We start from the raw sequence: 20,509 nt of genomic DNA, 5'->3' as shown, positions 1-20,509 counted from the left end.
CATTTTATCCACTCACCAAATATTATTATTCTTGTCTCCTTTGCAAATGACTATTTTCAGAAAAGTTTGCTATAATAAAAGAAATAATGAAGGTGGTGGGACTATGGAGACAACGGAATTCCATGATACAATACAAGCCTTTTCTATTTTTTTATTGAATAAAGGCCGAAAACCTTCAACCATTAAACGTTATGTTTATGACATTGAAGATTTCGGACATTGGTTAGAAAAAAACAAAAAGCTCCCTTCCAGTAATATATGGGCTACACTTTGTACAAAAGACTACGAAGATTACTTTTCCGACTTAAAAAAGAATCGACATTACTCAGAGAAAACGATGCACCGTGTATTCATTGTATTAAATCGAATGCATCACTTTCTAAATATTCCCAACCCATTAAAGAACATGGAAATTTCTATTCAACCAGACCGCACACTCCGCAATGAAGATTTCATTTCATCTGATGAAGAAAAAAGATTAAAACATATAGTCACTTCATTAGAAGGACTTTCAGAAAAACAACGTCCTGTACGCCCTTTATTGACGGATCGTAATATCGCTATTTTAAATTTATTAATTGACTATGGATTATCCTTACAGGAACTTACAGCATTAACTATGCATCACGTCCACTTTGAAACTAACACATTATCTATACCTGCAACCGCAGGAGTAGAAAGAACAATTACTTTAACTAGCGAAGACAAAAAACAACTATATACTTATTACAAAAGCATCCCCGAACCCGTTCGTCCAAAATATCATAGTAATGACCCATTATTTGTCGCATTCGATTTTAATCGCGGAACATATAGATGGGTATACGAAAATGATGCACCGAAGGGATTAACAGAAATCGCTATCCAAAAAATGATTCGCCTTGAAGTATCCAGAGCTAATTTACGCAAAGGAATCTCAGGACAACACTTTCGTAACACCTATATTTTAAACTTAATAAAAAAAGAAACTCCGGAGTCAGAAATTATAAAGCTAGCTGGCTTCAAATCAAAGATTTCACTAAAACGATATTATCAATACGCAGAAAATAGAAAAAACGCCTTATTATAAGGCGTTTTTTCTATTTTTTCTTCAAACAAACGATTTTACTATGACCATTTAACTAATTTTTGCATCTACTATGATGAGTTTCGTTCATATCCTCATTAGAAAGGAGAGATTTAATGTCTCATTATAACGACAGTCAGAACAAATTCTCCAAACCATGCTTTCCAAGTAGCGCTGGACGAATTCCAAATACTCCATCAATCCCAGTTACTAAGGCACAACTTAGAACATTCCGCGCAATCATTATCGATTTAACAAAAATAATCCCAAAACTTTTCGCAAATCCATCTCCCCAAAATATTGAAGATCTAATTGATACATTGAACCTACTAAGTAAATTTATTTGTTCACTAGATGCTACTTCCTCCCTGAAAGCACAAGGGTTAGCTATTATTAAAAACTTAATAACTATATTAAAAAATCCAACTTTCGTAGCAAGCGCTGTATTTATCGAGCTTCAAAATCTAATTAATTATTTACTATCCATTACAAAACTATTCCGAATTGACCCTTGCACACTTCAAGAGCTTCTTAAATTAATCGCAGCATTACAAACCGCTCTAGTTAATTCTGCTTCATTCATTCAAGGACCTACTGGACCTACTGGGCCAGCAGGGGCTACCGGTGCTACTGGCGCTACCGGACCTCGGGGTAATACGGGTGCTACTGGTGCTACTGGACCTCAAGGTAATACGGGGGCTACTGGTGCTACTGGACCTCAAGGTAACACAGGCGCTACTGGTGCTACCGGACCTCGAGGTAACACGGGCGCTACTGGCGCTACTGGACCTCAAGGTAACACGGGTGCTACTGGACCTCAAGGCGTTCAAGGACCGGCAGGTGCTACTGGTGCCACTGGGCCTCAAGGCGTTCAAGGACCGGCGGGTGCTACTGGTGCCACTGGACCTCAAGGTGCTCAAGGACCGGCGGGCGCTACTGGTGCTACTGGACCTCAAGGTGTTCAAGGGCCAACGGGTGCTACCGGTATAGGAGTTACCGGACCTACTGGACCTTCTGGTGGGCCTCCTGGACCTACTGGACCTCAGGGACCTCAAGGTAATACAGGTGCTACCGGACCTCAAGGTATTCAAGGACCGGCGGGTGCTACTGGTGCCACTGGGCCTCAAGGCGTTCAAGGACCGGCGGGTGCTACTGGTGCCACTGGGCCTCAAGGCGTTCAAGGACCGGCAGGTGCTACTGGTGCCACTGGGCCTCAAGGTGCTCAAGGACCGGCAGGTGCTACTGGTGCCACTGGGCCTCAAGGTGCTCAAGGACCGGCGGGTGCTACTGGTGCCACTGGACCTCAAGGCGTTCAAGGGCCAACGGGCGCTACTGGTATAGGAGTTACCGGACCTACTGGGCCTACTGGACCTAGCTTCCCTATAGCAACAATTGTTGTAACAAACAACATTCAACAAACAGTACTACAATTTAATAACTTTATCTTCAGTACTGCAATTAACGTAAATAATATTATCTTTAATGGCACAGACACAGTTACAGTTATCAACGGTGGTATTTATGTAATTAGCGTATCCATCTCTACAACTGCACCAGGATGTGCGCCACTCGGAGTAGGAATTTCAATAAATGGAGCAGTCGCAACTGACAACTTCTCTTCAAATTTAATAGGCGACTCACTTTCATTTACTACAATCGAAACATTAGCTGCCGGAGCAAACATTTCTGTCCAATCTACTCTTAACGAGATTACGATCCCTGCAACAGGAAATACTAACATTCGTCTAACTGTATTTAGAATCGCTTAAATTTCACTATTTATCGTTTATGGCAAATAAAAAAAGAGCGAGAAACTCGCTCTTTTTTTGTTATGTACAATAATTCATTACTATTCTAATTCAATTGAAACATTTTTTTGTGGTACAAATGTAGAAATTGCGTGTTTATAAATAAGCTGTTGCTTACCTTCTGTTTCCAGTAGGACTGTAAAATTATCAAATCCTTTAATTAATCCACGAAGCTGGAAACCATTTAATAAGTACAGCGTAACAAACGTATTCTCTTTACGGAGTTGATTTAAAAACTGATCTTGAATATTGATTGATTGCTTCATGTCGAATCCTCCTCTTTTTCTCTACTTACTATTATTCGACTTTAGTTGTAGCTTTCCTTCTATGTATCGTAAAATTTCTGACGTTTTTTCACCGTCTGTAACATCAAACCATGTGACATCCATCTTATTACGGAACCACGTTAATTGACGTTTTGCATAACGACGTGAATTCGTCTTTAATTGTGATACCGCTTCTTCTAAAGAGACACGATCCTCAAAATAATCATATATCTCTTTATACCCAATCGCTTGAATAGATTGACAATCTCGTATCCCTCGATTATACAACCCTTCTACTTCTTCTAATAAACCTTGGTCCATCATTATATCAACTCGTAAGTTAATGCGATCGTATAGCATTTCACGATCCATTGTCAAGCCAATTAAGGAAACATCGTATAATAACTCGTTTTCTTGTTTTTCAAGTTGATCACTCATTTTTTCACCCGTCGTGTGGAAAATTTCTAACGCCCTAATGACACGGCGTACATTATTTGCATGAATACGCTCAGCGCTTTCTGGGTCTACTTCCTGTAATTTCTTATGTACATATTCCACACCACGTTCTAATGCTAACTTTTCCATTTGTTCTCGGTATATAGCATCACCAGCATCATCCGTAAACTGATAATCGAATAAAACAGATTGTATATACAGACCAGTTCCACCAACGATAATCGGCAATTTACCACGCTCTGTAATCTCGCGAATATGCTTACGAACACGTTCTTGAAATTCGGCAACCGAAAATGATTCTTCTGGATTTTTTATATCAACCATATAATGTGGAATTCCGTCCATCTCTTCTTTCGTCACCTTTGCGGTTCCAATATCCATCGTACGATAAATCTGCATGGAATCTCCACTTATAATTTCACCATTTAACGCTTTGGCAAGATCAATACTTAACTTCGTCTTCCCAACAGCAGTTGGTCCAATGATGACAGCAACTTTTTCACGTTGCACTTCTCCCATATCATTCAACTCTCTTTATGTAATGTACTCCATCTATTGATTATATCCAATCTTACCAATTTTAACGGCATGATTGCAAGTTCTTTCATTACGGTACATGAAATTATAAATAAAAAAGAACATAGTTTGTCCAATTCCGCATATACATGATTAAAAATACCTTCGAGAGGATGAGTTAACTATGAAACAATCCACTATCAATTTTTCATCTTTGACAAAAGACCTCATTTTAGCTACTGCTACAAAAGAACACAATTGTTCACAAGAAGAATTATACTTCGCCTTAAATTGTTTACTACGTTCTTTTCATTCTGCTCTCCAAGAAACAACATTACATCTAGAAAATAAAGATACAGAGTATATACAAAACCAATTTTGCAGCGCATATAAAATTATTACAGGTAAAACTATTTATCCTTTTCAATAATCCATAAAAGGCGATTGCTTACATACTTTCAAGCAACCGCCTTTTATATTAATACACATATACTACTCTATAACTTTCACTTTTACAGATTTGCGCCCCCAGCTATTCGCACTACCATCTGAGCCAACTAAAACATCAATACGATTTCCTTTAATCGCACCACCAGTATCTCCAGCAATCGCTTCTCCATATCCTTCTACCCATACTTTTGATCCAAGTGGAATTACTTTAGGATCAACAGCAATTACTTTCATATTTGGATTCGCTGTTAAGTCATGCCCCATTGCAGTTAATACACGACCACCATACGAACCATTTTCACTCGGATCTGCTGTATATGCTGTCGCTTCTACCGTTATTTCACGTCCACTAGTCGGTGCACTTGTTTCATTAGATTTCGCAACTTGTTTCGTAGTTGACTGCTGTTTTGCCACAGGTTTACTTGATTCTACATTCTTAACAGATTCTTTACTCTTAACTACTTTATTACTTTTAACCGGCGTATTTACTCTTTCCGGCGCTTCTTCTTTCGTTGCAACTTCTTTCTTTTCAATCACTGGTGCCGTTCCTGTTAAAAATGGCACATGAACATATCCTGTTTTTCCATTATAGTCAAATTGCAACCATTCATTTTGAACTTGATTTGTCGTTTCAATTACATCATTTTTATTCAGTTTTCCAAGAATTTCTGAGTCAGTATTCGCTCCAGCGCGAACATTTAACACACCCGCCGTCACATAATATGTACTTTTTGTAAATTCAGCACTTACAAATGCTTCTTGACCATTTAATTTAATTTTTGTCCATCCGTTTTCTGTATTTACAACATCTAATTTATTTCCACTTAACATTTTACCTACAAGCTTAGACTCTACAGTTGGGTTTTCTCTAACATTTAATACGTCTGTTGTTACAATCGTTTCCGCTTTCGCAGAACCTGCAAAAATCCCAAGACCAAAAACTGCCGCCGTTGCTATACCTAATAATTTTTTCATGAATAGCCTCCATTTGCTTTGTTTTCGTATTTTTATTATAGCAACGGATTTTTAAGATTTTTAGAAAACACACAATTACAAACCATTCGTAATATACGATTAATGAGCTGTAACATAAATTTCCATATTAATGAATTACATTTCCAATAGAATTCCCAATAGTTTTCATATATTTTCCACATACAAGCACCAGAATTTTTTTCCAGAAAAAATTACAGTATTACTTTTTTGTTACAAAAAAATCATATTTCATTACATCTTTTACCAAAATTCATCATTCTCCAATTATCAACCTCCTTTTTTGTAATAAAAAGGAGCAGCTAATAAAAGCTACTCCCTTTACACGTATTATTTAACTTTCTTTTTCCAAATTCCCATCATAAGAGCAGAAACAACTGCCCCTATCAATATCGATAAAATATATAACACTGGTTTATTTACTAAAGCGATAACAAACAATCCACCATGCGGTGCTGGTAATGTAATTTGGAATAACATTGATAATGCACCTGCAATACTTGAACCGACAACACAACTGACAATTACCCGAACCGGATCTGCTGCTGCAAACGGAATCGCACCTTCTGTAATAAACGATGCCCCCATAATATAATTTGTTAAACCAGACTTACGTTCCGCTTCTGTAAACTTCGATTTAAAGAAGGTAGTTGCTAACGCAATTGCAAGCGGTGGCACCATACCACCAGCCATAACCGCTGAATGTACCCCAAAGTTCTTCGCTTCTATCGCAGCAATACCAAACGTAAATGCTGCTTTATTAATTGGACCACCCATATCAATTGCCATCATCGCACCTAAAATAAGACCTAGTAATATAGCATTTGTACCGTTCAAACCATTTAACCATCCTGTTAACATTTCATTCAATGCTACTACAGGCGGAATTACTACTTTTTGCATAACAACTCCTGTAATCAATAATCCAAAGACCGGATATAACAATACAGGTTTAATTCCTTCTAATTGTACTGGTAGGCCTGAAAATAATTTTTTCAATCCTAAAACAACATATCCGGCTAAGAAACCAGCAATTAATCCACCTAAAAATCCAGCATTCGCATGTGCCGCTAAAAATCCTCCGACAACACCGGGCATAAAACCAGGACGATCAGCAATAGAACTAGCAATAAACCCTGCTAAAATTGGTACAAGGAATAAAAATGCCCCTGTTCCCCCTCCTCCAATAGACATGAACAATTCAGCTAAAGGACCTTCTGCTTTTATACCACCAAACGAAAACGCTAGCGCAATTAAAATCCCGCCACCAACAACGAATGGAAGCATATTACTTACGCCGTTCATTAAATGCTTATAAATTCCTAATCCATTTTCTTTCTCCGTATTTTCTGCCTTTCCATCCTCTTTTACACCTTTAAAGATTGGTGCATCTTGTTTTACAGCCCGATTAAGAAGTTTTTCAGCTTTTCTAATCCCGTCAGCGACTGGCACTTGAATAACATGTTTACCAGCAAAACGATTCATTTCTACTTGTTTATCTGCCGCAACAATTATAGCTGTTGCGCGTTCAATATCCTCTTTCGTTAAACCGTTTTTTATACCTGTTGATCCATTCGTTTCAACTTTAATTGCAATTCCTAGCTCTGCTGCTTTTGCTTTCAAGCTATCTGCAGCCATATATGTGTGAGCGATTCCAGTCGGGCAAGCTGTAACAGCTAATACGTACGGTTCATTCCCTTCTGGTTTTGCAACTTCAACCTCTTCTTCTTCTTTTTCATTTTCTTTTTCATCAAATAAACGAAGAAGTTCTTCTTCATCCTTCGCTTCTAACAATTGCTTACGAAACCCTTCATCCATTAATAGTGTAGATAGGCGTGATAACGTTTCTAAATGCGTATTATTCGCCCCTTCACTTGCAGCAATCATAAAAAATAAATGCGCAGGTTGTCCGTCAAGCGATTCATAGTTGATACCGCTTACACTTCTACCAAAACAAATCGCTGGTTGCTTAACAGCTTTTGTTTTCGCATGAGGTATAGCAATCCCTTCACCAATGCCGGTTGTACTTTGTGACTCCCTTTTTAAAATAGCTTCTTTAAATTCAGCTTTGCTATTTAAACGATTTGCCCCGTTTAATTTCTCAACTAACTCATCTATGACAGCTTCTTTATTTGAAGCTGTCAAATTCATAATAACTGTATCCCTTTTTAATAGTTCTGTAATTTTCATATGTTGCTTCCCCCTATCGCTTAGTTACAATTACTTGCGACAATAATTCTTCTACTTTTTCCTTTTCACATAAATCGGCTGAAAATGCTGTTGCACTCCCTGTTGCAACGCCATATTGAAATGCCTTTTCAATATCTTTTGTCTGTTCATATCTTCCTACAAATCCCGCAACGAGAGAATCTCCAGCCCCAACCGAATTAATTACAACGCCTTTTGGAATAGTTGCTTCATATATACCTTCTGCCGTAAATAATAAAGCTCCATCTCCGGCCATTGATACGATAACGTGCTCTACACCTTGTTCAACTAATTTTCTTCCATATGGTAAAACATCTTCTACTGTGGAAATCTCTACTCCGAATAACTCACCAAGTTCATGATGATTAGGCTTTATTAAAAATGGTTTATTTTTAACTACATGCTGCAGCGCACTACCACTTGCATCTACTACTACACGAATGCCTTTTTCAGCTCCGAACGCTGCGATTGATTCATAAAAAGTAGTTGGGATAGACGCTGGTACACTTCCAGCTAGTACAACACAATCTCCCTTTTGCATACTTTCAATTTGTTTCATTAATTGTTCAAATTGTTCCTTAGTCACACTAGGTCCTTGCCCATTTAATTCTGTTTCTTCTTGCCCTTTTATTTTCACATTAATTCGAGTATCTTCATTTACTTGGATGAAGTTTGTTATTACACCTTCCGTCTGTAATACATCTTTAATAAATCGACCGGTAAATCCACCAGTAAATCCTAGCGCTACATTTTCCACACCTAAACGATGAAGAACGCGAGAAACATTAATCCCTTTCCCTCCAGGAAACTTCATATCTTTTTCCGCTCGATTTACTGCGCCTAACTCTAAGGAATTAACTTGTACTATATAATCAATAGATGGGTTTAAAGTTACTGTATAGATCATTGTTTATCAGCCTCAATTACATTGGTTTGTCTTTTATATTTTTCTAAATCAATTTCTAAATGGTTTGTAATAATATTCGCCTCTTCCACATTGGCAATTTTCGCAAACGCAACTTCCGAAAACTTACTTTCATCAATTAAGAAATATCCTTCATTTGCTAATGTTAATGCCATTTGCTTTAAAAGTGCCTCTTCTGGATCTGGTGTTGTAAAACCAAGCTGTTCATGTACACCATTCGCTCCTAAAAAACATTTATCAAAACGATACTTTTGCATGCTTTCCTGCGCCATTGCACCGATTAAAGCTTTCGTCCTACTCTTCATCATTCCGCCTAGTAAATATGCACGAATATGATTTTCAACTAAAGCTTCAATATGCATAAGTCCATTCGTAACAACGGTAACATCCTTATTTATTAAAAATGGAATCATTTCAAATGTTGTACTTCCTGCATCTAAATAAATGCAATCACCTTGTTCCACAACGTTAGCCGCATACTTCGCAATTTGTTGTTTTATTTGAATGTTTTTGGATGATTTTTCAACCATCGTCGGCTCCTGTCCTTTTCCTGTTAAAACAGCTGCACCACCGTGAACTCTTTTTAATAACCGTTGTTTTTCCAATTGCGCTAAATCACGACGAATTGTTGATTCAGAGCTTTCTGTTCTTTCCACTAATTGTTGTAATTTAACAACCTTCTGCTCTTTTACAAGTTGCAATATCATTTGATGACGTTCAGGAGTTAACATTTTATTCACCTCTTCTTTGATTACAGTATAATGAAAACGATCACAAAAATCAACCATAAACATTCACAAATAACCAAAAACAATCACAAACAGTTATAAACAACAAAAAAGAAACCCATTGGATTGTTATATCAAATGGGTTCCTTTACTCGCTTCACTTATAAGGAAGCTTTATATATGCTTAAAACATCGTCTTTATTTAATTTTTTAAAGTTACCAAATTCGCCATAAGCCATCGCTTTATCCACCATTACATCAATTTCATTTTCTCCAATAGCATAATCAGATAACGTTACTGGTGCTTCAATTGAAGTCCAAAATTGACGTAACGCCTCAATTCCTTCTAACGCAATTTCTCGATCAGTCTTTCCATCTGTTTCTACATCGAATACACGAATAGCGAACTGTTTAAAACGACTTACATTTTCATCTACAACATGCTTCATCCAGTTCGGGAATAAAATCGCAAGGCCACCTCCGTGTGGTATATCATGAACCGCTGAAACCGCGTGCTCAATATTGTGTGTTGCCCAGTCTCCTTTTACTCCCATCGCTAAAATACCGTTTAGCGCCATAGTACCGCAGTATAAAATCGTTTCTCTATGCTCATAATTTTCTAGATCATTTAAAAGCTTAGGAGCTGTCTCAATGACTGTTTTTAAAACAGATTCACAATAACGATCTTGTAATTCTGTATTTGTTCCATGATGGAAATATTGTTCTAATACGTGTGACATAATATCTACCATACCGTAAATTGTTTGATCCCTCGGTACAGACGCAGTATGAGCTGGATCTAAAATTGAAAACTGAGGGAAGGTAACTGGGCTACCCCAGCCATATTTTTCATTCGTTTCCCAGTTTGTAATGACAGAACCAGCATTCATTTCAGATCCTGTTGCCGCAAGAGTAAGCACAGTACCAAATGGTAATGCCTCACTGGCAAATGTTTTTTTCGTTACAATATCCCACACATCTCCATCGTACTTACTACCAGCTGCAATTGCCTTCGTACAGTCGATTACACTACCTCCACCAACTGCTAAAATAAATTCAACACCATTATCTTTACAAATTTGAATCCCTTTCTTTACAGTTGATACACGTGGATTCGGTTCAACACCTGTCAATTCAAATACTTCTGCATTTATTTCCTTTAAAATAGAAATTACATTATCATAAATACCGTTTCTTTTAATGCTGCCTCCCCCGTATACGAGAAGAACTTTTTTACCGAACTGTGGAATTTCAGTTTTCAATTGCTCTAATTGACCTTTACCGAAAATAAGTTTCGTTGGATTACGAAATACAAAATTTTGCATATCCCTTTACCATCCCTTCTATATGAAAAGCAACTATACTTTTGTATACCATATTTTTTTCATTTTACAAAAACATTTGCCTAACAAAAAAATCCCAGCCTATAGGCTGAGATTTTTTATTGATAATAAGGTGAGATCATTAAGTAAACAATAACACCAGATAAACTTACATATAACCAAATCGGCATCGTCCAACGTACAATTTTACGATGACGTGTTAATTGATTTGTAAAACCAAATACAAGTGCAAACAATGCAAGTGGTACGATAATTGCTGCAAGGATAATATGTGTAATTAAAATGATGAAATACACATATTTAATGAATCCTTCGCCACCAAAATGTGTTGCTGGCGCCAAGTAATGATACGATAAATAAGAAACACAAAATAGCAACGTCGTTGTAAATGCTGCTAGGATGAAGCCACGATGCATTTTCACATTCTTCTTAATAATAGAGAATAACGCTGCTAATAAAAATACGAACGTAAAGCTATTAAAAATTGCGTTTAACATTGGTAAAATCGTTACATCAAAATGTACTTCTCCTTCATAGCCAACAGGTCCAAAGAACAAAAATAAAATAATCGCATTTACAATTACAGAAAGCGTTATCACAATAGGAGCATAGCTTTTCTGATTTGTTGATTGATCCACCAAAATGGTCACTCCCTCTTCCTTCAAATATGTATACGTAACCTCACTATTTTAACATACTATTCACAGTGTAAATGTGACAATAGTTTGACACAGCAAGACAAAACAAAGAAAAAATCCTTCTTAATAAAACTTCTTAAGAAGGATTTTATCGCTTTATTATTCAAATAGCAATGCGATTAGTTTTTGTTAAAAAATGTATCGCTATATGCTTGAAAAATTTCAGACACTTGATATCCCATTAAAGAAATTGCTGTTAATGAAAAGAAACCAATCATAAGAAATCGAAACCACATATAAATCTCCTCCTTGTATTTAGCTTAAAGAACATTCGCTATATTACAAGTTGAGTGGCACTCTTCATCGTCACTTTCCTTTTTCTTTACAATTGCTGTAATAAATCGAATCATAAAGAAAAATACAAAAGGAAATTGTTCGTAATTTACCTTGGCATAGTTCAGCAACGGCTCGCGTTGCATATCGAACGGGGATGAGAAGGAATAGAACATACCTTGCTCTTCCATATATACAATTACAATTTTCATACAAAATACGATTCCTAGAAACGAAACAATATCTTGCCATTCTGTCGTATATAGCAGGTTATACAGCTCTAATACGTACTCTTCCATCGTCATCCCCCCTTCCTTTTTTATCATTTTGCTCGCCTTCGCATAAAAAGTCAAGAAAAAAGTTTATATTCACTATGACAATAGTAATTACTCATTTTTATGATTATATATGATTCTTTTATAGCAATGATTGGGTGTAACTCTCTTCGAAAACAAGAAATTAGAATCGCACAGATTCCTCATTCTTACTTGTAGTATTCGATACTGTACTATTTTTATTTCTATTAAAAATAAAATAAGAAAGTATTATAAGAACAGTAACAAGCATCGTCAAAAGTGCTTGTGAACGTAAAGATTCAATTGCAAGCATCGCAACTAAAACAGCTATAATAGCGGCAATTGTAACATACGTTACATACGGGAAAAACCACATTTTCACTTTCAAATTTTGTTGTTCTACTTTCCCCATTTTTTTACGGATCTTTAAATGCGAAACAGCTATAACGAGATAAACGAGTAACGCAATTCCGCCAGATGCATTGACTAAAAATAAAAAGACTTTATCTGGAGATATATAACTAAAAACAACTCCAATATAAGCGAAGAACGTTCCGAATAAAACGGCCCGAACTGGAACACCACTACTATTCAATTTCAAAAATGCCTTTGGAGCATCTCCTCTTTCTGCCATTGAAAAAAGCATTCTTGAGTTCGTATATAAACCAGAATTTAAACAAGAAAGTACAGCTGTTAAAACGATAAAATTCATAATTTGTGCTGCCGCTGGTATCCCTATATGTTCCAGTACCGCTACAAACGGACTTTTTAATATGTTCGCTGAATTCCATGGAAGAAGTGTAACAACTACAGCAATCGATCCAATGAAAAATACGAGAATACGCCAAATTACACTATTTGTTGCTGTTTTTACTGCTTTTACAGGTTCAGCAGATTCTCCAGCAGCTACTGCAACAATCTCAGATCCCATAAATGAAAATATAACGACAGTAATTCCAAGTAGCACCGAACTTATACCGTTTGGCATAAATCCTCCTTGTCCTACTAAATTCGAAGTGCCAGGTGCTTCCGTTCCTGGTACAAATCCTAAAATAACAGCTAGTCCAAGACAAAGGAACAAAATAATACTTATTACTTTAATAAAAGAAAACCAATATTCAAACTCTCCAAATGATTTCACCGAAAAAACATTCGTCAATGTTAATAAAATCGTTAATATTAGGCTTAATAACCAAAGTGGGATTTCTGGAATCCAGTATTGAATAATACCAGCACCTGCTGTGGCTTCTATCGCAATAACAATTACCCAGAAAAACCAATATAGCCACCCAATTGTATAACCGGCCCATGGACCAATTGCTTCTCTTGCATATGTTGCAAATGACCCACTTGTCGGGTTAATAGCTGCCATTTCCCCAAGCATTCTCATAACGAAAACGACTAGAAGTCCTGCTAATGCATATGAAACGATAGAACCTGGCCCTGCTGAATGCACAACTGCCCCACTTCCAACAAACAAACCAGCTCCTATTACGCCGCCAATTGAGATCATTGTAATGTGGCGTATTTTGAGGTCTTTCTTAAGATTTTTATCCAACTCTTATACATCCCCTTCCAAACGTAATTTTGAAATTTATGTAAGAGTATTATGTGAAAACCTTGCCTACACTTTAAAATATATCAAAATATTCTGAATTTAACAATTGTAATGCAAGCTCCTATAAAAATTATTACATTAGGTTTAATAATTTTCCATATACAATTGTTGAGAAAATTATAGCTACCTTACGAAAGAACGAATTTTCAGATATCATCAAATAAACAAGATTATACATCTAGACAACTTTTTGTATAGGAGTGTTGATATGTTAAACAAGTTCAAATTCATTTGTTGTACGTTATTCATTTTTTTACTGCTACCACTAGCCCCCTTTCAAGCACAAGCAGCAAACAATTTAGGATCAAAACTACTCGTTGGATACTGGCATAACTTTGATAACGGTACTGGCATTATTAAATTAAGAGACGTTTCACCAAAATGGGATGTAATTAATGTATCTTTCGGGGAAACTGGTGGTGATCGTTCTACTGTTGAATTTTCTCCTGTGTATGGTACAGATGCAGAATTCAAATCAGATATTTCTTATTTAAAGAGTAAAGGAAAAAAAGTAGTTCTTTCAATTGGTGGACAAAATGGAGTCGTTTTACTTCCTGACAATGCCGCTAAGCAACGCTTTATTAATTCCATACAATCTCTCATTGATAAATACGGTTTTGATGGAATAGATATTGACCTTGAATCAGGTATTTACTTAAACGGAAATGACACTAATTTCAAAAACCCAACTACTCCTCAAATCGTAAATCTTATTTCGGCTATTCGAACAATCTCAGATCATTACGGTCCCGACTTTCTATTAAGCATGGCTCCTGAAACAGCTTATGTTCAAGGCGGTTATAGTGCATACGGAAGCATCTGGGGTGCATATTTACCGATTATTTACGGAGTGAAAGACAAACTGACATACATTCACGTTCAACACTACAACGCTGGCAGCGGGGTTGGAATGGACGGTAATAACTACAATCAAGGTACTGCAGACTACGAGGTCGCTATGGCAGATATGCTCTTACATGGTTTTCCTGTAGGTGGTAATGCAAATAACATGTTCCCAGCTCTTCGTTCGGATCAAGTAATGATTGGACTTCCTGCAGCACCAGCGGCCGCTCCAAGTGGTGGGTATATTTCTCCAACTGAAATGAAAAAAGCTTTAGATTATATCATTAAGGGAATTCCTTTCGGAGGAAAGTATAAACTTTCAAATGAGAGTGGCTATCCTGCATTCCGCGGCCTAATGTCTTGGTCTATTAATTGGGATGCAAAAAACAACTTTGAATTCTCTAGTAACTATAGAACATATTTCGATACGATTCCCTTGCAAAAATAATGAAAACAACAATAGGTTTTATATGACCTATTGTTGTTTTTTATTTACCACCAATTAACATCGCTCGTTCATCAAAATCAAATTGAGAATGATGATGTGGAATTGAATACATTAGTTACTCTTTTGCTTCAATATAAATACTGAAAGTTCAGGTACACTCCAAAATCTAACAGGCATTCGGGTTGTCCCAATACCACGATTTACATATAAATATAACGGCTTACTCTTCCCCTCTACTTCATACATACCTTCAACATGACTCTCAGCTAGTTTTGTCGTAATGAATGGACCGATAAAAGGAATTTGAACTTGTCCTCCGTGACTATGGCCTGACATTTGAAAATCAACTGGGTAACGTGCTACTTTGTCTACAACATCCGGCTCATGTACTAATAACATATTGAAATCTTGTTGCCTTACATGTTTTAAAGTTGAGTCTATTTGCGGCTTACCTAATAAAAAATCATCCAAACCTGATATTGTAATATATTTGCCGTTTTCCGCTTTAATTTTCTGCACTTCATTGACTAACACAGCGAAACCAGCTTCCTCCATATATTTTTTATAAAATAAACTACCTCCGCCGCCTCTATCATGATTCCCAAACACTGCATATTTCCCTAAGGGTGCATGTATTTTTTGTAAAATCCCTTTCGCTTCTTCTCTTTCGGCTTTATACGATCCAAACTTATCTATTAAATCCCCTGTGAAAACTACTACATCCGGACTTAATGCATTTATCTTCTCCACCAAATTTTCTAATTGTTTCAGTGTGAATTCTGGCCCTAAATGTACATCTGAGAACTGCAATATTTTTTTATTATGAAACTCTTTAGGAATTGTAGAAGATTCTATTTCATTCCACGTAACTGTTACTAGTTTTCGTTCTATTTCTGTCGCATAGAAATACAAACTTATAGAAATCATTACTACACTTACAAAACTGATTATAGATACCTTGACGATTGATTTTTTTTGTTCTTCTTTTACGTGATACGTATTCATGTTCTCACCTCTAGAAGTACTTTAAAACCTTATTGTTACATGAATGTGACAACACGAACAATGTTAGTTATATTTAATTCCAGCCCTGCTCACTTTGACAAATTTATACAGAAGTCATAACATATTTTTATAATACATAGATTCTTAAAAATGTTCCATTTATTCTTTTATCATTTTATTAAGGAGAGATTATTCATGTCTGTATTTACACCAGAAGAAATTACGGAACTTGCTGCTAATTCCGGAAGAAAAAAAGCTCATTTATCATTACTCCCTATGCTAATTCTCGGTTTTTTTGGCGGTGCTTTCATAGCATTAGGGTATTTACTCGATATTCATGTTATTGGAACAATGCCAAAGGCTTGGGGATCATTTACTAGTTTTCTAGGCGCTGCTGTATTCCCTATCGGTCTTATTCTCGTTATTCTTGCAGGCGGTGAACTAGTAACTGGTAACATGATGACAGTTTCCATGGCCTGGCTTCAAAAGAAAATTACTTTATTTTATTTCATACGAAATTTAATTATTGTTACATTGAGCAATTTCATAGGTGCTGTATTCGTTGCTTATTTTTTCGGTCATATCGTCGGATTAACAGAGGGAGCTTTTTTAGCAAAAACAGTTTCTATTGCGCAAGCTAAACTACAAGATACACCACTACAAGCCTTCATTTCTGCAATCGGATGTAATTGGCTCGTTTGTTTAGCTGTTTGGCTTAGTATGGGAAGTAAAGAATTTATCGGAAAGATTATCGGCATTTGGTTCCCAGTTATGACTTTTGTTGCAATTGGATTTCAACACGTTGTAGCCAATATGTTTGTCATCCCAGCTATAATTTTTGCAGGTCATTTAACTTGGTTTGAATATTTTCCAAACTTCATTTTTGTTTTCTTCGGAAACTTAGTAGGAGGTATGTTATTTGTAGCGTTACCTTATTTCATATCTTATAATAAGAAACTACCTTCTACTAAAGAACAAACGGAATTAAAGAAAAAATCTGTATCCGCTTAAATGGAACGACTATACAGCAATCCTGAAAAATATTACAAATTCCATTTTTTTTATGAATATATGTGCGTACACTTGTTCTCGAATGTTTTATACGTTATAATAACAACTTAAATAGCATTATTTACATATGAGGTGAAAAACATGAACAAAACAGAATTAATCAAAAACGTAGCACAAAATGCTGAGATTTCTCAAAAAGAAGCTACTGTAGTTGTACAAACTGTAGTAGAATCAATCACTAACACTTTAGCTGCTGGTGAAAAAGTACAACTTATCGGATTCGGTACATTCGAAGTTCGCGAAAGAGCTGCTCGTACAGGCCGTAACCCACAAACTGGTGAAGAAATGCAAATCGCAGCTTCTAAAGTACCTGCTTTCAAAGCTGGTAAAGAACTAAAAGAAGCTGTAAAATAATGAAAAATAGCTTTCTCGTTTACGAGAGGGCTATTTTTTTCATTACATAATTAATAAAAATCTGACCATTATGCTCTTTCTTTTGTTCCTTTATGCAAATAAAGCCTTTACTTTCAAAAAAGGGTTTTGCTGTAATACTTGCTTCTGTATAAATCCCCCTATGCCCCAAGTTCACTGCTTCTTGTTCTAACTTTTGTAGTATGTATGAAGCTATCCTTTTCCTTTGATAATCTTTATGTGTAAATAAACGATCTACGTAATGATCCTCATTATAATCCCCAAATCCGACTATCATACCGTTATAATCCGCTACATAACTAATATTCTTTTCTAAAGACTTTAACCAGCTTTCCCTATCTAGTTGATCTGGTGCCCATGCCTGTAGCTGTAACACGTTATAATCTTTTGCATTAATTGTATGAACTGTTTCATAGAACAACTGTAATACTTGTTCTAAATCCTCTTTATGGAATGTTCTAATGATCATATCTTTTAACATATATGAACCTCCTTACTACACTATCATTTAACTTTTCTACCATCTAGTATTCAATATTTCTGCTTTATTATATCTTTTTTCTTTCTATATAAACAAAAAACAATACTTGTTTCAAAGTATTGTTTTTTGTTTAAAAGCATATGCAATTACTCTATAGATTTAAAGTTTTATTATTTTAACTTCACTCTTTGCAATCGTAATGCATTTAATACGACCGATACAGAACTAAATGCCATCGCTGCTCCTGCAACCCAAGGCGCTAAGAAACCAAGCGCTGCAATCGGGATTCCTAAGCCATTATAAGCTAGTGCCCAGAATAAATTTTGCTTAATATTTCTTATCGTCATCTTACTCATAAAGATTGCATCAGCAATACTATTTAAATCGCCACGAATTAACGTAATATCTGCCGCTTCCATCGCTACATCCGTTCCTGTTCCAATTGCCATACCGATATCCGCCGTAGCAAGTGCTGGAGCATCATTTATTCCATCTCCAACCATCGCTACTTTCTTACCTTGCGCTTGAAGTTTTTTCACTTCTTCTGCTTTTCCTTCTGGTAATACTTCTGCAATTACGTGTTCAATACCAACTTGCCCCGCAATCGCCTGAGCAGTTTGCGTATTATCTCCTGTAATCATCACAACGTCTAGACCCATTTTCTTAAGCCTTGTAATAGCTGCTTTTGAAGTATCTTTTACAGTATCTGCAACAGCCACTATACCAGCATATTCTTTATTAATTGCAATAAGCATTGCTGTTTTACCTTCTCGTTCTAACTCTTCCATCGATTTAGAAACTTCTTCAATATCAATATTGAATTTCTTCATTAATCGGCGTGTACCAATTAATAATTGTTTCCCTTCTACGACTGATTCAATACCGAATCCAGGAATCGCTTCAAACGTTTCTGAACTTGGAATATCAATTTTCTTTTCTTTAATTCCTTCTACAATCGCTTCTGCAAGTGGGTGTTCAGAATTTTTTTCTGCCGCACCTACTAAACGTAGCATTTCTTCTTCATGGAATCCATCTGCGACAATTACATCCGTTAACACTGGCTTTCCATTTGTCACAGTACCTGTTTTATCTAGAATAACTGTATCCAATCGATGCGTTGCTTCTAAATGCTCTCCGCCTTTAAATAAAATACCATACTCAGCTGATCTTCCTGATCCAGCCATAATAGATGTAGGTGTCGCAAGACCTAATGCACATGGACAAGCGATAACAAGTACTGCTATCATTTTCTCAAGTGCTCCGCCAAAATCACCTGGTGTAACAAATATCATCCACACTGCAAATGTAATAATAGCAATCACAACTACAACCGGTACGAAAATACCTGAAATTTGATCTGCTACCCTTTGAATAGGAGCTTTTGAACCTTGAGCCTCTTCTACTACTTTAATAATTTGAGCTAATGCAGTATCTCTTCCTACCTTAGTTGCTTTCACTTTTAAAAATCCATTTTTATTCATTGTAGAACCGATTACTACATCCCCAATTGTTTTATCAACTGGAATACTTTCACCTGTTAACATCGATTCATCTATTGCTGACTTTCCTTCTACAATCTCACCATCTACCGGAATTTTTTCACCAGGCTTTACATAAACGATATCACCAGCTACTACTTCTTCGATTAAAATTTTCATTTCTGTTCCATCTCGCACAACTGTAGCTGTCTTTGCTTGTAAACCCATCAACTTTTTAATTGCTTCTGATGAACGTCCCTTTGCTTTTGCTTCAAATAATTTACCTAAAATAATTAGTGTAATAAGTACCGCGCTCGTTTCAAAATATAAATCTGTCATGTGTTCCGAAGAACCGATAGATTGAATGCTTAAATATACACTATAGAAATAGGCGGCCGACGTTCCAAGTGCCACAAGAACATCCATGTTAGCACTTTTATTACGTAACGCTTTATAAGCCCCAACATAAAACTGTCCACCAATGATAAATTGAACTGGCGTTGCAAGAGCTAGCTGCACCCAAGGGTTCATAAGCATATCAGGTAAATAAATAAACGATGTAAATGAGAAGTGACTTACCATTGCCCACAGTAACGGGAATGATAAAATAAACGAAATAATAAACTTCTTCTTTTGTCGCTCAATTTCTTGTAAGCGATGATCAGTTGATCCATCTTGCTCATCTGATTTCACTTCCAATTTATATCCTAATTTCGTAATTGCACTCTTCATTTCATTTACATTAATTTCATCAGGATTAAAATCTACTGTAGCTGATTCCAAAGCGAAATTTACTGTCGCCCCGTTCACACCTTCTAACTTATTTAAACGCTTTTCTACTCTATTGGCACATGCTGCGCATGTCATTCCTGAAACAGTAAATTCAGCTTTATCACTTACAATTCCATATCCTAACGATTCAACTTTTTGCTTAAACTGTTGCGGATTTGTTTTTTGGGGATCATACATTATTTTCGTTTTTTCAAGTGCAAAATTTACATTTGCATCATGAACACCTTCTACTTTTTTTAGGCCTTTTTCAATTCTATTTGCACATGCGGCACATGTCATTCCTGATATTTGAAGATTGGCCTCTTTTTGTTCATTCATGTCTCTCACCTCTATATACCCTTATGAGGTATAATTATTAGCAAAATAAATCGTACT

19 protein-coding genes are annotated in these 20,509 nt (G+C 36.2%); 6 read left to right on the top strand and 13 right to left on the bottom strand.

The annotated features are described in order from the left end of the window. Positions 1-103 precede the first annotated feature (103 nt). Both QCI47_RS09380 and QCI47_RS09375 read left to right on the top strand, forming a co-directional pair. Positions 104-1,069: a tyrosine-type recombinase/integrase gene (locus QCI47_RS09380; RefSeq protein ID WP_076855436.1), complete on the top strand. Its 966-nt coding sequence runs from the start codon at positions 104-106 to the stop codon at positions 1,067-1,069. 113 nt (positions 1,070-1,182) lie between these two features. Then, positions 1,183-2,835: a Gly-Xaa-Xaa repeat protein gene (locus QCI47_RS09375; protein ID WP_353811754.1), complete on the top strand. Its 1,653-nt coding sequence runs from the start codon at positions 1,183-1,185 to the stop codon at positions 2,833-2,835. 80 nt (positions 2,836-2,915) lie between these two features. Here QCI47_RS09375 and hfq read toward each other — a convergent pair whose 3' ends face one another. Both hfq and miaA read right to left on the bottom strand, forming a co-directional pair. Next, positions 2,916-3,140 carry an RNA chaperone Hfq gene (gene hfq, locus QCI47_RS09370; protein WP_000813896.1) on the bottom strand — a complete coding sequence of 75 codons (225 nt, stop codon included), beginning with the start codon at positions 3,138-3,140 and terminating at the stop codon, positions 2,916-2,918. A 21-nt stretch (positions 3,141-3,161) separates the two neighbouring features. Further along, on the bottom strand, positions 3,162-4,115 hold the full coding sequence (gene miaA, locus QCI47_RS09365) for a tRNA (adenosine(37)-N6)-dimethylallyltransferase MiaA (protein WP_000504941.1): 954 nt from the start codon (positions 4,113-4,115) through the stop codon (positions 3,162-3,164). 181 nt (positions 4,116-4,296) lie between these two features. Between miaA and QCI47_RS09360 the strand changes: the two genes are divergently transcribed. Then, positions 4,297-4,542 (top strand): hypothetical protein, encoded by a 246-nt coding sequence (locus QCI47_RS09360; RefSeq protein WP_000814415.1) that lies wholly within the window; start codon positions 4,297-4,299, stop codon positions 4,540-4,542. A 62-nt stretch (positions 4,543-4,604) separates the two neighbouring features. On the opposite strand, the gene entD is transcribed toward QCI47_RS09360, so the two are convergent. From entD to gabP, 8 genes are all read right to left on the bottom strand, one after another. Next, positions 4,605-5,537: a cell wall-binding protein EntD gene (gene entD / locus QCI47_RS09355; protein WP_000734633.1), complete on the bottom strand. Its 933-nt coding sequence runs from the start codon at positions 5,535-5,537 to the stop codon at positions 4,605-4,607. Positions 5,538-5,885: 348 nt separating this feature from the next. Beyond that, a complete protein-coding gene (locus QCI47_RS09350; RefSeq protein ID WP_309422518.1) occupies positions 5,886-7,745 on the bottom strand; it encodes a PTS fructose transporter subunit IIABC in 1,860 nt (619 codons plus the stop codon). A 13-nt stretch (positions 7,746-7,758) separates the two neighbouring features. Beyond that, positions 7,759-8,670 carry a 1-phosphofructokinase gene (pfkB, locus tag QCI47_RS09345; RefSeq protein ID WP_048557671.1) on the bottom strand — a complete coding sequence of 304 codons (912 nt, stop codon included), beginning with the start codon at positions 8,668-8,670 and terminating at the stop codon, positions 7,759-7,761. Next, on the bottom strand, positions 8,667-9,419 hold the full coding sequence (locus tag QCI47_RS09340; RefSeq protein WP_000957275.1) for a DeoR/GlpR family DNA-binding transcription regulator: 753 nt from the start codon (positions 9,417-9,419) through the stop codon (positions 8,667-8,669). The genes pfkB and QCI47_RS09340 overlap by 4 nt, the downstream gene beginning before the upstream one ends. Before the next feature lie 158 nt (positions 9,420-9,577). Beyond that, complete coding sequence (locus tag QCI47_RS09335) at positions 9,578-10,741, bottom strand: iron-containing alcohol dehydrogenase (protein ID WP_309422520.1); 1,164 nt, start codon at positions 10,739-10,741, stop codon at positions 9,578-9,580. A gap of 116 nt (positions 10,742-10,857) precedes the next feature. Beyond that, on the bottom strand, positions 10,858-11,400 hold the full coding sequence (locus QCI47_RS09330) for a DUF420 domain-containing protein (protein ID WP_000228315.1): 543 nt from the start codon (positions 11,398-11,400) through the stop codon (positions 10,858-10,860). Positions 11,401-11,717: 317 nt separating this feature from the next. After that, entirely contained in the window at positions 11,718-12,056 is a 339-nt protein-coding gene (locus QCI47_RS09325) for a hypothetical protein (RefSeq protein WP_002028298.1), read from the bottom strand. Positions 12,057-12,189: 133 nt separating this feature from the next. Further along, positions 12,190-13,584, bottom strand: coding sequence for a GABA permease (gene gabP, locus QCI47_RS09320; RefSeq protein ID WP_000360117.1), 1,395 nt, complete (start codon positions 13,582-13,584; stop codon positions 12,190-12,192). 268 nt (positions 13,585-13,852) lie between these two features. Between gabP and QCI47_RS09315 the strand changes: the two genes are divergently transcribed. Continuing rightward, the gene (locus QCI47_RS09315; protein WP_353811753.1) at positions 13,853-14,935 is read left to right on the top strand and encodes a chitinase; all 1,083 of its coding nucleotides are present in this window, start codon (positions 13,853-13,855) and stop codon (positions 14,933-14,935) included. 111 nt (positions 14,936-15,046) lie between these two features. Here the strand turns inward: QCI47_RS09315 and QCI47_RS09310 are convergent, their stop codons facing one another. After that, on the bottom strand, positions 15,047-15,940 hold the full coding sequence (locus QCI47_RS09310) for a metallophosphoesterase (protein WP_001099528.1): 894 nt from the start codon (positions 15,938-15,940) through the stop codon (positions 15,047-15,049). A 195-nt stretch (positions 15,941-16,135) separates the two neighbouring features. On the opposite strand from QCI47_RS09310, the gene QCI47_RS09305 reads away from it, so the two are divergent. Further along, on the top strand, positions 16,136-16,951 hold the full coding sequence (locus QCI47_RS09305; protein WP_000110527.1) for a formate/nitrite transporter family protein: 816 nt from the start codon (positions 16,136-16,138) through the stop codon (positions 16,949-16,951). Positions 16,952-17,092: 141 nt separating this feature from the next. After that, positions 17,093-17,365, top strand: coding sequence for an HU family DNA-binding protein (locus QCI47_RS09300; protein WP_001043904.1), 273 nt, complete (start codon positions 17,093-17,095; stop codon positions 17,363-17,365). A 19-nt stretch (positions 17,366-17,384) separates the two neighbouring features. Here the strand turns inward: QCI47_RS09300 and QCI47_RS09295 are convergent, their stop codons facing one another. Further along, a complete protein-coding gene (locus QCI47_RS09295) occupies positions 17,385-17,864 on the bottom strand; it encodes a GNAT family N-acetyltransferase (RefSeq protein WP_000910300.1) in 480 nt (159 codons plus the stop codon). Positions 17,865-18,034: 170 nt separating this feature from the next. After that, positions 18,035-20,452 (bottom strand): heavy metal translocating P-type ATPase, encoded by a 2,418-nt coding sequence (locus QCI47_RS09290; RefSeq protein ID WP_309422525.1) that lies wholly within the window; start codon positions 20,450-20,452, stop codon positions 18,035-18,037. Between the last annotated feature and the right edge of the window lie 57 nt (positions 20,453-20,509).

The organism is Bacillus cereus group sp. RP29 (assembly GCF_040459765.1).
In the GTDB taxonomy this organism is placed as follows: domain Bacteria; phylum Bacillota; class Bacilli; order Bacillales; family Bacillaceae_G; genus Bacillus_A; species Bacillus_A paranthracis.
Note: the sequence above shows the minus strand (reverse complement) of the source record. Positions and strands in the feature narration are given on the sequence as shown.

Excerpts from the sequence above, each read along its gene's own strand:
- QCI47_RS09380 (WP_076855436.1), top strand. The coding sequence starts at position 104 with ATGGAGACAACGGAATTCCATGATACAATACAAGCCTTTTCTATTTTT.
- QCI47_RS09375 (WP_353811754.1), top strand. The coding sequence starts at position 1,183 with ATGTCTCATTATAACGACAGTCAGAACAAATTCTCCAAACCATGCTTT.
- hfq (WP_000813896.1), bottom strand. The coding sequence starts at position 3,140 with ATGAAGCAATCAATCAATATTCAAGATCAGTTTTTAAATCAACTCCGT.
- miaA (WP_000504941.1), bottom strand. The coding sequence starts at position 4,115 with ATGGGAGAAGTGCAACGTGAAAAAGTTGCTGTCATCATTGGACCAACT.
- QCI47_RS09360 (WP_000814415.1), top strand. The coding sequence starts at position 4,297 with ATGAAACAATCCACTATCAATTTTTCATCTTTGACAAAAGACCTCATT.
- entD (WP_000734633.1), bottom strand. The coding sequence starts at position 5,537 with ATGAAAAAATTATTAGGTATAGCAACGGCGGCAGTTTTTGGTCTTGGG.
- QCI47_RS09350 (WP_309422518.1), bottom strand. The coding sequence starts at position 7,745 with ATGAAAATTACAGAACTATTAAAAAGGGATACAGTTATTATGAATTTG.
- pfkB (WP_048557671.1), bottom strand. The coding sequence starts at position 8,670 with ATGATCTATACAGTAACTTTAAACCCATCTATTGATTATATAGTACAA.
- QCI47_RS09340 (WP_000957275.1), bottom strand. The coding sequence starts at position 9,419 with ATGTTAACTCCTGAACGTCATCAAATGATATTGCAACTTGTAAAAGAG.
- QCI47_RS09335 (WP_309422520.1), bottom strand. The coding sequence starts at position 10,741 with ATGCAAAATTTTGTATTTCGTAATCCAACGAAACTTATTTTCGGTAAA.
- QCI47_RS09325 (WP_002028298.1), bottom strand. The coding sequence starts at position 12,056 with ATGATAAAAAAGGAAGGGGGGATGACGATGGAAGAGTACGTATTAGAG.
- QCI47_RS09315 (WP_353811753.1), top strand. The coding sequence starts at position 13,853 with ATGTTAAACAAGTTCAAATTCATTTGTTGTACGTTATTCATTTTTTTA.
- QCI47_RS09310 (WP_001099528.1), bottom strand. The coding sequence starts at position 15,940 with ATGAATACGTATCACGTAAAAGAAGAACAAAAAAAATCAATCGTCAAG.
- QCI47_RS09305 (WP_000110527.1), top strand. The coding sequence starts at position 16,136 with ATGTCTGTATTTACACCAGAAGAAATTACGGAACTTGCTGCTAATTCC.
- QCI47_RS09300 (WP_001043904.1), top strand. The coding sequence starts at position 17,093 with ATGAACAAAACAGAATTAATCAAAAACGTAGCACAAAATGCTGAGATT.
- QCI47_RS09295 (WP_000910300.1), bottom strand. The coding sequence starts at position 17,864 with ATGTTAAAAGATATGATCATTAGAACATTCCATAAAGAGGATTTAGAA.
- QCI47_RS09290 (WP_309422525.1), bottom strand. The coding sequence starts at position 20,452 with ATGAATGAACAAAAAGAGGCCAATCTTCAAATATCAGGAATGACATGT.